The following is an 11,216-nucleotide window of genomic DNA, read 5'->3' as shown; positions in this document are numbered from 1 at the left end:
GTCTGCGACCAGGTGGCGACGCCGGCGTCGACGACGGCGTCGCCGATGCCGGCCGCCTGGCCGGCGCGACGCCGGGCGAAGCGCTGCTGGGACCAGCCACCCGCGGCCGTGCGGCCCTGCACGTAGCGGCTGCCCACCTTGTGCGCGGTCAGGTCGCCGCCGGTGGCCGTGCCGACCGCGTACCCGCCTCGCCGCACCAGCAGGACGGCCGCGGCGCGCTCGCGCGAGGTCTGCTCGACGAGCCAGGCCGTGCCGGCGTCGAGGTCGGCGGGCGGGGTGCCGCCGAAGGGCGCCCCGAGGACGGCGACGGCGCCGTCGGCCGCCTCGAGCCGCAGGGTCTCGCCCTCGGTCGAGGCGGTGACGGCGCCGTGGCGGTCGCCGAAGCCGGCGACCCAGCGCGGCAGGCGGTGGGCGTCGACCTCGAGGAGCCGGTGGGTGCCGGTCACGGGGTGCCGGTCGTGCTCAGACGTTGAAGCCGAGCGCGCGCAGCATCTCCTTGCCGTCGTCGGTGATCTTGTCGGGGCCCCACGGCGGCATCCAGACCCAGTTGATCCGGTGGCCGGTGACGAGCCCGTCGAGGGCCTGGGCGGTCTGGTCCTCGATCACGTCGGTGAGCGGGCAGGCCGCGGACGTGAGCGTCATGTCGAGCACGGCGTGGTTGTGCTGGTCGACGGTGACGCCGTACACCAGGCCGAGGTCGACGACGTTGATGCCCAGCTCGGGGTCGACGACGTCGCGCATCGCCTCCTCGACGTCGGCGGCGTTGGCCGGCGTCGGCTGGGCCGGGCTGCTCTCGGCGGTGGTGCTCATCGGTGGACCTCCGTGGTGGTGGTGGAGTCGCTCGTGGTCGTCGTGAGGACGGCGTCGCGCATCGCCGCCCAGCCGAGCAGCGCGCACTTGACCCGGGCGGGGAAGCGGGCGACCCCGGCGAAGGCGACGGCGTCGCCGAGCACCTCGGGGTCGGGCTCGCCCTGCCCCTTGCTCTGCAACAGCTCGAGCACGCGGTCGTATGCCTGCAGGGCGTCGTCGACGGGCTGCCCGGTGACGGTCTCGGCCATGACCGAGGCGGACGCGACCGAGATCGAGCAGCCGAGCGGCTCGTACGAGACGTCGGTGACGATCCCGTCGTCGACCTGGACCCGCAGCGTGATCTCGTCGCCGCAGGTCGGGTTCACGTGCCGCACCTCGGTGGCGTACGGCTCGCGCAGACCGGCGCCGTGCGGCGCCTTGGAGTGGTCGAGGATGACCTGCTGGTACAGCTGCTGGACGTCCATCACGTCACCCCGAAGAACGCCCGCACCCGGCCGAGACCGTCGACGAGGGCGTCGATCTCGGCGGTGGTCGTGTACAGGTACGACGACATCCGGGTGCTCGACTGCACGCCGAACCGCTGGTGCACGGGCTTGGCGCAGTGGTGGCCGGCGCGCACCGCGATGCCGAGCGAGTCGAGCACCTGCGCGACGTCGTGCGGGTGCACGCCGGCGAGCTCGAACGAGATGGCGCCGCCGCGGTCGACCGGCAGCCCGTCGCGCACCTCGGTGGGTCCCATCACGGTCAGGCCGGGCACGGTGGCCAGGCCGGCCAGCGCGTAGGCCGTGACGGCCTGCTCGTGCGCCGCGACGGCGTCCATGCCGAGCTCGGCGAGGTAGCGCGCGGCCGAGCCGAGGCCGACCGCCTCGGCGATCGGCGGCGTACCGGCCTCGAACCGGTGCGGCGGGGCGGCGTAGGTGGCACCGGCCATCGTCACGGTCTCGATCATCTCGCCGCCGCCGAGGAACGGCGGCAGCTCGGCGAGCAGGTCGTAGCGACCCCAGAGCACGCCGATGCCGGTGGGCCCCAGCATCTTGTGCCCGGTGAAGGCGACCAGGTCGGCACCCAGCGACTGCACGTCGACCGGCAGGTGCGGTACCGCCTGGGACGCGTCGACGACCACGAGGGCGCCGACCTCGTGGGCGCGGCGGGCGATCTCGGCGACCGGCGTCACCGTCCCGAGCGAGTTCGACACCCACGCGAGCGACACCACGCGCGTGCGCTCGGTGATCAGCGTGTCGATCTCGGACAGGTCGAGCCGGCCCTCGTCGGTGAGTCCGAACCAGCGCAGCCGGGCACCGGTGCGCTCGCACAGCTGCTGCCACGGCACCAGGTTCGAGTGGTGCTCGAGCTCGGTGACGAGCACCTCGTCGCCCTCGCCGACACCGTGCAGGCCCCGGCTGTCGCCGAGCACCCGCGCCACGAGGTTCAGCGCCTCGGAGGCGTTCTTGGTGAACACGACCTCCTCCGGACGCGCGGCGCCGACGAACGTCGCGACGTCGCCGCGTGCGCCCTCGTAGGCTGCGGTCGCCTCGGCGCCGAGCTGGTGCACCGCGCGCGCCACGTTGGCGTTGTGGCTCTCGAGGTGGTCCTGGATCGCGTCGAGCACCACCTGCGGCTTCTGCGAGGTGTTGGCGCTGTCGAGGTAGACCAGCCGGCGGTCGTCGGCGAGCCGGCGCGCGAGGATCGGGAAGTCCTTGCGCACCAGCTCGACGTCGAGTCCGCCTGCGGCCGAGGGGGTCACGGCTGGATCAGGCCTTCGCCGCCGGGAGGAAGCGGTCGTAGCCGTGCTCCTCGAGCTCGTCGGCCAGCTCGGCGCCACCCTGGTCGGCGATGCGGCCGTCGACGAAGACGTGCACGAAGTCGGGCGAGATGTACCGCAGGATGCGGGTGTAGTGCGTGATGAGCAGGACGCCGACGTCACCGCCCGAACGCACCCGGTTCACGCCCTCGGACACGACCTTGAGCGCGTCGACGTCGAGGCCGGAGTCGGTCTCGTCGAGGATCGCGATGCGCGGCTGCAGCAGCTCGAGCTGCAGGATCTCGTGCCGCTTCTTCTCACCGCCGGAGAAGCCCTCGTTGACGTTGCGCTCGGCGAAGGCCGGGTCCATCTTCAGGTCGGTCATCGCGGTGCGGACGTCCTTGATCCAATGCCGCAGGTTCGGCGCCTCGCCGTCGACCGCGGTCTTGGCGGTGCGCAGGAAGTTCGACACGGTGACCCCGGGGACCTCGACGGGGTACTGCATGGCGAGGAAGAGGCCGGCGCGGGCGCGCTCGTCGACGCTCATGGCCAGGACGTCCTCGCCGTCGAGGGTCACCGAGCCACCCGTGACGGTGTACTTCGGGTGCCCCGCGACCGAGTAGGCCAGGGTCGACTTGCCGGACCCGTTCGGGCCCATGATCGCGTGCGTCTCGCCCGCGCGGACGGTCAGGTCGACACCGCGGAGGATCTCCTTGGTGGCGTCGCCCTCGGCGGCCACGCTGACGTGCAGGTCCTTGATCTCCAGGACGGACATCGGTTCTCAGCTCTCCTTGCCGGCGGAGCCGTCGGCCCCGGTCGAGGTGGTGGTCAGGGGTGCGCTCACGTCGACGAGGACGTCGTCGCCCTCCACGCGCAGCGGGTAGACGTCGATCGGGCGGGTGGCGGGCAGCCCGGACGGCTGCCCCGTGCGCAGGTCGAAGCGCGAGCCGTGCAGCCAGCACTCCAGGGTGCAGCCGTCGACCTCGCCCTCGCTCAGCAGGACGTACTGGTGCGAGCACACGTTGTTGACCGCGTGCAGCTCGCCGTCCTCGTCGCGGACGACGGCCACCGGCACGTTGTCGACCTCGGTGCCGAACACGCCGTCCGCCCCGAGGTCGGACAGCGAGCATGCGCGCTGCATCGTCATCGGTCGGCCCCCGCGGCGACCTCCGGGGTGGCCTCGCCGACGACGGCGTCGACCGCGGCCTCGACCGAGCCGGCCGGCGCGCCCATCGACAACGCCAGCTCGTCGTCGATCGCCTGCATCAGCCGCTCCTGCAGGTCGGGCACGCCGATCTGCTGCACGACGTCGGCGAAGAAGCCGCGCACGACCAGGCGGCGCGCCTGGTCGGCCGGGATGCCCCGCGCCTGCAGGTAGAACAGCTGCTCGTCGTCGAACCGGCCGGTGGCCGAGGCGTGCCCGGCCCCCTCGATCTCGCCGGTCTCGATCTCGAGGTTCGGCACCGAGTCGGCGCGGGCGCCGTCGGTGAGCACCAGGTTGCGGTTGAGCTCGTAGGTGTCGGTGCCCTCGGCCGCGGCCCGGATCAGCACGTCGCCGACCCAGACGGTGCGAGCGGTCTCGCCCTGCAGCGCGCCCTTGTACGTGACGACGCTCTTGCAGCGCGGCGCCTCGTGGTCGACGAACGAGCGGTGCTCGAGGTGCTGGCCGGCGTCGGCGAAGTAGACGCCGAGCAGCGTCGCCTCTCCCCCGGGCCCGTCGTACGCGGCGTTCACGTTGAGCCGCACCGCGCGCCCGCCGAGGGTGACGGCGACGTGCTTGTAGCGGGCGTCGCGCCCCACCCGGGCGTCGTGCTGCCCCAGGTGCACGGCGTCGTCGTCCCACTGCTGCACGCTGACGACCGTCAGCTCGGCGCCGTCGCCGACGACGACCTCGAGGTTGCCGGTGTGCACGCCGGAGCCGCTGTGGTCGAGCACGACGACGGCGCGCGAGTGGCGGCCGGCCTCGACCACGTAGTGGGCGTTCTGGCGGCGGCCGGCCGTGCCCGTCACCTGCACGCGCACCGGCTCGGTGAGCTCGGTGTCGGCCGGGACGTGCACGTGCAGCGCGTCGGTCGTGCCGGCGTGCGCGACGACCGCCGCGCGGTCGGCCGGGACGAGCACCGTGCCGCGAGGGGCCTGCCCGGCGGCCAGCGTGCCGGTGCGGACGCCCTCGGGGGCCTCGACGTCGTAGCGCGCCGCGAGGTCGTCGCCGCGGTCGTCGGTGGGCTCCTCGGTCAGGGCGGCCGTGACGACGTCGAGCGGCGTGAAGCGCCACTCCTCCTCGCGGCCGCTGGGCACCGGGAAGTCGGCGACGTCGAACGAGCGGCGGCGCTCGGCGCGCGAGGCCGCGGGTGCGGTGGAGCCCGGCCCGTGCGAGTGCTCGACGAGGCCGTGCTGGGGGACGGTCTGGGTGGTGATGGCGTTCTCCTGCGGTCGTTCTCGGGTGGGACGGGGGCGGTCGGCGGCGTCAGCCGACGGCGCCCTCCATCTGCAGCTCGATCAGGCGGTTCAGCTCGAGGGCGTACTCCATCGGCAGCTCGCGGGCGATCGGCTCGATGAACCCGCGCACGATCATCGCCATCGCCTCGTCCTCGCTCATCCCCCGCGACATCAGGTAGAAGAGCTGGTCCTCGCTCACCTTCGAGACCGTGGCCTCGTGGCCCATCGACACGTCGTCCTCGCGGACGTCGACGTAGGGGTACGTGTCGGACCGGGAGATCGTGTCGACCAGCAGGGCGTCGCAGCGCACCGTCGAGGCCGAGTGGTGGGCGCCCTCGAGCACCTGCACCAGGCCGCGGTACGACGTGCGGCCACCGCCGCGCGCCACCGACTTGCTGATGATCGACGACGAGGTGTGCGGCGCCGCGTGCACCATCTTGGCGCCGGCGTCCTGGTGCTGGCCCTCGCCGGAGAACGCGATCGACAGCGTCTCGCCCTTGGCGTGCTCACCCATGAGGTAGATCGCCGGGTACTTCATGGTCACCTTCGAGCCGATGTTGCCGTCGACCCACTCCATGGTCGCGCCGGCCTCGGCCGTCGCGCGCTTGGTCACCAGGTTGTAGACGTTGTTCGACCAGTTCTGGATGGTCGTGTACCGCACCCGGGCGTTCTTCTTCACCACGATCTCGACGACCGCCGAGTGCAGCGAGTCGGACTTGTAGATCGGCGCGGTGCAGCCCTCGACGTAGTGCACGTACGAGCCCTCGTCGGCGATGATCAGCGTCCGCTCGAACTGGCCCATGTTCTCGGTGTTGATCCGGAAGTAGGCCTGCAGCGGGATCTCGACGTGCACGCCCTTCGGCACGTAGATGAACGAGCCGCCCGACCAGACGGCCGTGTTCAGCGCGGCGAACTTGTTGTCGCCGGTCGGGATCACGGTGCCGAAGTACTCCTGGAAGAGCTCCGGGTACTCGCGCAGGCCGGTGTCGGTGTCGACGAAGATGACGCCCTGCGCCTCCAGGTCCTCCTGGATCTGGTGGTACACGACCTCGGACTCGTACTGCGCGGCGACACCGGCGACGAGGCGCTGCTTCTCGGCCTCGGGGATGCCGAGGCGGTCGTAGGTGTTCTTGATGTCCTCGGGCAGGTCCTCCCACGAGGCGGCCTGCTTCTCGGTCGACTTCACGAAGTACTTGATGTTGTCGAAGTCGATGCCGGTGAGGTCGCTGCCCCAGGTGGGCATCGGCTTCTTGCCGAACAGCTTCAGGCCCTTCAGGCGGGTCTTCAGCATCCACTCGGGCTCGTTCTTGCGGGCCGAGATGTCGCGGACGACGTCCTCGTTCAGGCCGCGACGAGCGGTCGCGCCGGCGGTGTCGGAGTCGGCCCAGCCGTACTCGTAGGTGCCGAGGCCGGCGAGCTCGGGGTTGCGGGCCTCGATGTCGTTCATCGGCTGCGTGGGGGTGCTCATCGGGCGGTCCTCCCGGACTGTGCGGTGGGTGCGGTCTCGGTCTCGGTCTGCGGGTCGTGCTGCTGCTGCTCGGTCTGGCGGTCGGGCACGTGCGTGGTGCAGACGTGGTCGCCGTGGGCGAGCGTCGCGAGGCGGCGCACGTCGGTGCCGAGCAGCCGGGCGAAGACCTTCGTCTCCGCCTCGCACAGCTCGGGGAACTCCGCGGCCGCGTGCTGCACCGGGCAGTGGCCCTGGCAGAGCTGGACCGCCTGCTGGGCGGTGCCGGTGGCCAGCGGCCTGGTGCTCGCGGCGTACCCCTCGTCGTTGAGGGCGGCGGCCAGGGCGCGGGCCCGGGCCTGGCGGTCCTGCCCCGCCCCCTCGACGGCCGGGGCGACCCGGCGCTCGAGGTCGGCGAACCGGCGGGTGGCGAACTGCTCGACCGCCGAGCGCCCGTGCTCGTCGGCCAGGAAGCGCAGCGCCTGCACCGCGAGGTCGTCGTAGTCCGACGACAGCGAGGTGTGCCCCGCCTCCGTCAGGACGAACGCCTTGGCGGGCCGCCCTCTTCCCCGGCGACCGGCGCCGACGGCGGCGATCTCGCGAGCCTCGACCACGCCACCGACGAGCATGGCGTCGAGGTGGCGGCGGACGGCGGCAGGCGTCAGCCCGAGCCGCTCGGCGAGGCAGGAGACCGTGATCGGTCCCTCCTGGCCCACCAGGCGGGCGACCCGGGTGCGGGTGCCGTCGATTTCCACAACACCATCGTGCACTTATTGGTCGGGGCCGCGCCACGAAGGTCACCCTTACCCGGCGAGGGCCCGGTCCGGACCGGCCTCCGGAGGGCGCCGGGGGCGCACCTACGCTGGGGCCGTGGTCGAGGCGGCGGTCGAGGTGGTGGGCGCCCGCCGGACCTACGGCGCCACCACCGCCCTGGACGGCGTCGACCTGCTCGCCCGCGCCGGCGAGGTCACGGCCCTGCTCGGCCCGAACGGCGCCGGCAAGACCACCCTGGTCGAGTGCGCCGTGGGCCTGCGCCGGCTCGACGGCGGCACCGTCCGCGTGCTCGGCACCGACCCGTGGCGCGCCGGCCCCGGCCACCGCGCCGCGGTCGAGGGCCTGCTCCAGGACGGCGGCCTGCTGGCCTCCGCCCGACCGCTGGGCGTGCTCCGGCACCTGGCCGCGCTGCACCGCCACCTCGCCGAGGTCGACGCCCTCGCGGCCCGGCTCGGCATCGACGCGTTCGCGCGCACGGCGGTGCGCCGGCTGTCCGGGGGCCAGCGCCAGCGCCTCGCGCTGGCCGCGGCGCTGGTCGGACGTCCGCGGGTGGTGTTCCTCGACGAGCCGACCGCCGGCCTCGACCCGCAGGCGCGGCTCGTGGTGCGCGAGGTGGTCGAGGACCTCGTGGCCGACGACGTCGCCGTCGTGCTCACCACCCACGACCTCGACGAGGCCGCGCGGGCCGCGGCGCACGTCGTCATCGTCGACCACGGCCGGGTGCTGGCCGCCGGCTCCCCCGCCGAGCTGCTCGCCGGCCGCGGTCAGAGCGTGCGGTTCGCCACACCGCCCGGCATCGACGTCTCCGGGCTGCGGCGGGCCCTGCCCGAGACCGTCACCCTCGCCGGCGAGCCCGGCGGCGGCTGGCGGGTCAGCGGCGAGATCGACCCGTCGGTGCTCGCCACCCTCACCGCCTGGTGCGCGAACCAGGGCGTGATGCCCGGCGGGCTGCAGGTCGGCGGCGGCGACCTCGAGGACCTGTTCCTCGAGCTGACCGGGCGGGAGCTGCGGTGAGCGCGGTCCCGACCCCGGCACCGGCCCCCGCGCGGCTGGCCGCGCAGGTGCGCCGCGAGACCGTCGCGGTGCTCGCGAACGGCGAGCAGCTGCTGCTCACCCTCGTGCTGCCCCTGCTGGCCCTGGTCGCGCTGGCGCGCACGTCGGTCGTCCCGCTGGACGTCCCCGCCGGGGCGACCCGCCTCGACGTCGTGGTGCCGGGGGTGCTCGCCGTGGCCGTGCTCTCGACGGCGTTCACGAGCCAGGCGATCGCCGTCGCCTTCGACCGCCGGTACGGCGTGCTGCGCCTGCTCGGGACGACGCCGCTCGGCCGCGGCGGTCTCGTGGCCGGGCGCGCCGGTGCCGTGGTGCTCGTCCTGCTCGTGCAGCTCCTCGTCCTCGGCGGGGCCGGTCTCGCGCTCGGGTGGCGTCCCGCCACGGCCGGGCTGCTCGCCGCGCTGCCGGTGCTGGTGCTCGGCGCCGCGGCGCTCACGGCGCTCGGCCTGCTGCTGGGCGGCACGGTGCGCGCGGAGGGCGTGCTGGCCGTCGCGAACCTGGTCTGGGTGCTGCTCGTGGCCGGCGGCGGGGTGCTGCTGCCGTCGGCGTCGGCCGGGCCGCTGGCGGTGGTCGTGGTGTGGCTGCCGTCCGGCGCCCTGGGCGACGGCCTGCGCGCCGCCCTGGCGGAGGGTGCGCTCCCCGTGCGCGACCTCGTGGTGCTGGCGGTCTGGGCGGTCGTCGCCGCAGCCGCCGCGCGCCGCTGGTTCCGCTGGGACTGACCGGCGACGGCGAGCCCGGCGGCGGCACCTACCCTGGGACGGTGGCGACCACCACCCCCTCCGTGCCCGCGGCGACCGACCCGGCGCCCGCCCCGTCCGCGTCGACCCCGCTGCCGACGCGCTGGATGCGGGTCGCCCTGCTGGTCAACGTCGTCGTGCAGGTGCTGATCGTCGTCACCGGCGGCCTGGTGCGGCTCACCGGCTCCGGCCTCGGCTGCCCGACCTGGCCCGAGTGCGTCCCCGGCTCGTACGTGCCGACCGTCGAGCAGGCCGAGGGGTTCCACAAGTACATCGAGTTCGGCAACCGCACCCTCACCGGCGTCGTCGGCCTGGCCGCGCTGGCGGCGCTCGTCGTCACGGTGCTGCTGGTGCGGCGCGGCCGTCCGCGCGGGCTGCTCGTGCTCGGCGCGCTGCCGCTGGTGCTCACCGTCGTGCAGGCGGTGCTCGGCGGCGTCACGGTGCTCACCGGCCTGCACCCTGCCACGGTCGCCGCGCACTTCCTGGTGTCGATGACGCTGATCGCGGTGTCGGTGCTGCTCCTGCAGCGGCTGCAGCAGCCCGACGGCCCGGCTCGGGCGGTCGTCCCCCGCGAGGTGCTGCTGCTCGGCACGGCGCTGGTCGTCGTGGCCGCGGCGGTGCTGGTGCTCGGCACCGTCGTCACCGGCTCGGGCCCGCACTCCGGCGACGCCGACGAGCCCGCCCGGTTCGCCCTCGACCCGCGCACCATCTCGTGGCTCCACGCCGACTCGGTGCTGCTGTTCGTGGGCCTGGTCGTCGGGCTCGTCGTCGCCCTGCGCGTCACGCACGCCCCCGAGCGCGCGCGTCGCCGCGCCGGCTGGCTGCTCGGCGTCACGCTCGCGCAGGGCCTGGTCGGCTACGTGCAGTACGCCACCGACCTGCCCGAGGCGCTCGTGCTCGTCCACATGCTCGGCGCCAGCCTGCTGGTCGTGGCGCTCACGCTGGCCCTGTCCGCGCTGCGCGAGCGCGCCGGCCACCCGACCGAGGTCTGAAGCGGGGAAGGCTGCACGCCCGGACCCCCTCTCGGGGGTCGGACGGTGCAGCCTTCGGCGAAGACCCGGAACAGAGACCCCTCCGAGGGGGCCGTGCGCCCGACCCTTCGTCCGAGCGACGGCGTCAGGCCGTCAGAACCGGACGAACGGGTCCACACCCACGGCGACGAACAGCAGCGTCAGGTACGTGATGGAGACGTGGAAGACGCGCATGGCGCCGACCTGGCGGCCGCCGGCGTCCTCGCGGCCGGTGCCGCGCGAGCGGCGCGCGAGCAGGTGCGACTCGACGAGGAACCAGCCGCCGAGCAGCACCGCGGCGACCGCGTAGAGCGGGCCGGTGGGCGCGATCGGGACCAGCAGCAGCGAGCACGCCACCATCGCCCACGAGTAGGCGACGATGCGGCGGGCCACGACCTCGGGGCGCTCGACCGCGCCGAGCATCGGGACGTCGACGGCGCTGTAGTCGGCGCCGAAGCGCATCGACAGCGGCCAGTAGTGCGGCGGGGTCCACAGGAAGATCACGCCGAACAGCACGACCGCCGCCCACGACACCGAGTTCGTGACGGCCGACCAGCCGATGAGCACCGGCATGCAGCCGGCCGCGCCGCCCCAGACGATGTTCTGCGGCGTGCGGCGCTTCAGCCCGAGGGTGTAGACGAAGACGTAGAACAGGATCGCGCCGAGCGCGAGGGCCGCCGACAGCCAGTTGACGAGCAGGCCGAGCCACAGCGTGGCGACGACGCCGAGGCCGGAGCCGAAGACGATCGCCTGCCGGCCGGTGAGCTCGCCGGTGACGAGCGGGCGGCCCTGGGTGCGCTGCATGACCCGGTCGATGTCCTGGTCGAGGTACATGTTGATCGCGTTCGCGCTGCCGGCGGCGAGGGTGCCGCCGACCAGGGTGGCGATGACCAGCCACGGCGACGGGAACCCGCCCTGGGCGAGGAACATCGTCGGCACCGTGGTGACCAGGAGCAGCTCGATGACCCGCGGCTTGGTGAGGGCCACGTACGCGGCCGCCTTCGAGCGCCGCGGTCGGCCCGCAGGCGCCTGCGGGCTCCCGGACGCACCCGACGGACGGGACGGGTGCGTGGGGTCGAGCGCGGTCACACGGCCTCTTCCGCTGGGGCGCACCGGGGCACGGCGCACGTCGTGGGGTCGGGAGCTGGACGGCGGGTGGCGGTCGGCGGACCGGCCCGCAGCGCCCTCATCCTACGGCCCCGGCTCCCCCG

At 73.9% G+C, this 11,216-nt stretch carries 13 protein-coding genes; 3 read left to right on the top strand and 10 right to left on the bottom strand.

All coding sequences use genetic code 11. From position 1 onward, the window contains the following. From ACYVKY_RS10385 to ACYVKY_RS10345, 9 genes are all read right to left on the bottom strand, one after another. On the bottom strand, positions 1-446 hold a 446-nt coding region (locus tag ACYVKY_RS10385), incomplete at its 3' end, for an acVLRF1 family peptidyl-tRNA hydrolase (protein WP_460434901.1). 16 nt (positions 447-462) lie between these two features. Next, the gene (locus ACYVKY_RS10380; protein ID WP_460434900.1) at positions 463-810 is read right to left on the bottom strand and encodes a metal-sulfur cluster assembly factor; all 348 of its coding nucleotides are present in this window, start codon (positions 808-810) and stop codon (positions 463-465) included. Continuing rightward, positions 807-1,274, bottom strand: coding sequence for an iron-sulfur cluster assembly scaffold protein (sufU, locus tag ACYVKY_RS10375; protein ID WP_460434899.1), 468 nt, complete (start codon positions 1,272-1,274; stop codon positions 807-809). Before sufU ends, ACYVKY_RS10380 begins: the two co-directional genes overlap by 4 nt. Further along, a complete protein-coding gene (locus tag ACYVKY_RS10370; RefSeq protein ID WP_460434898.1) occupies positions 1,274-2,554 on the bottom strand; it encodes a cysteine desulfurase in 1,281 nt (426 codons plus the stop codon). The genes sufU and ACYVKY_RS10370 overlap by 1 nt, the downstream gene beginning before the upstream one ends. A 7-nt stretch (positions 2,555-2,561) precedes the next feature. Then, positions 2,562-3,326 (bottom strand): ABC transporter ATP-binding protein, encoded by a 765-nt coding sequence (gene sufC, locus ACYVKY_RS10365; RefSeq protein WP_460434897.1) that lies wholly within the window; start codon positions 3,324-3,326, stop codon positions 2,562-2,564. 6 nt (positions 3,327-3,332) lie between these two features. Continuing rightward, positions 3,333-3,698: a non-heme iron oxygenase ferredoxin subunit gene (locus tag ACYVKY_RS10360; protein ID WP_460434896.1), complete on the bottom strand. Its 366-nt coding sequence runs from the start codon at positions 3,696-3,698 to the stop codon at positions 3,333-3,335. After that, positions 3,695-4,969, bottom strand: a complete 1,275-nt coding sequence (sufD, locus tag ACYVKY_RS10355) for a Fe-S cluster assembly protein SufD (protein ID WP_460435069.1) — start codon at positions 4,967-4,969, stop codon at positions 3,695-3,697. The genes ACYVKY_RS10360 and sufD overlap by 4 nt, the downstream gene beginning before the upstream one ends. 49 nt (positions 4,970-5,018) lie before the next feature. Further along, entirely contained in the window at positions 5,019-6,437 is a 1,419-nt protein-coding gene (sufB, locus tag ACYVKY_RS10350; protein ID WP_460435068.1) for a Fe-S cluster assembly protein SufB, read from the bottom strand. A 17-nt stretch (positions 6,438-6,454) separates the two neighbouring features. Beyond that, the gene (locus tag ACYVKY_RS10345) at positions 6,455-7,189 is read right to left on the bottom strand and encodes a helix-turn-helix transcriptional regulator (RefSeq protein ID WP_460434895.1); all 735 of its coding nucleotides are present in this window, start codon (positions 7,187-7,189) and stop codon (positions 6,455-6,457) included. Between the two features lie 115 nt (positions 7,190-7,304). On the opposite strand from ACYVKY_RS10345, the gene ACYVKY_RS10340 reads away from it, so the two are divergent. Genes ACYVKY_RS10340 through ACYVKY_RS10330 form a run of 3 tightly spaced genes read left to right on the top strand, consistent with a single transcriptional unit; the run spans position 7,305 to position 9,987 of the window. Next, a complete protein-coding gene (locus tag ACYVKY_RS10340) occupies positions 7,305-8,222 on the top strand; it encodes an ABC transporter ATP-binding protein (RefSeq protein ID WP_460434894.1) in 918 nt (305 codons plus the stop codon). Then, entirely contained in the window at positions 8,219-8,977 is a 759-nt protein-coding gene (locus ACYVKY_RS10335; RefSeq protein WP_460434893.1) for an ABC-2 transporter permease, read from the top strand. Before ACYVKY_RS10340 ends, ACYVKY_RS10335 begins: the two co-directional genes overlap by 4 nt. 41 nt (positions 8,978-9,018) lie before the next feature. Continuing rightward, positions 9,019-9,987 (top strand): COX15/CtaA family protein, encoded by a 969-nt coding sequence (locus ACYVKY_RS10330; RefSeq protein WP_460434892.1) that lies wholly within the window; start codon positions 9,019-9,021, stop codon positions 9,985-9,987. A gap of 132 nt (positions 9,988-10,119) precedes the next feature. Here ACYVKY_RS10330 and ACYVKY_RS10325 read toward each other — a convergent pair whose 3' ends face one another. Beyond that, positions 10,120-11,094: a protoheme IX farnesyltransferase gene (locus ACYVKY_RS10325; RefSeq protein ID WP_460434891.1), complete on the bottom strand. Its 975-nt coding sequence runs from the start codon at positions 11,092-11,094 to the stop codon at positions 10,120-10,122. Positions 11,095-11,216: the final 122 nt, after the last annotated feature.

The sequence above is a fragment of the Angustibacter speluncae genome, from assembly GCF_054777815.1.
This window is presented reverse-complemented; position numbering and strand designations above follow the sequence as displayed.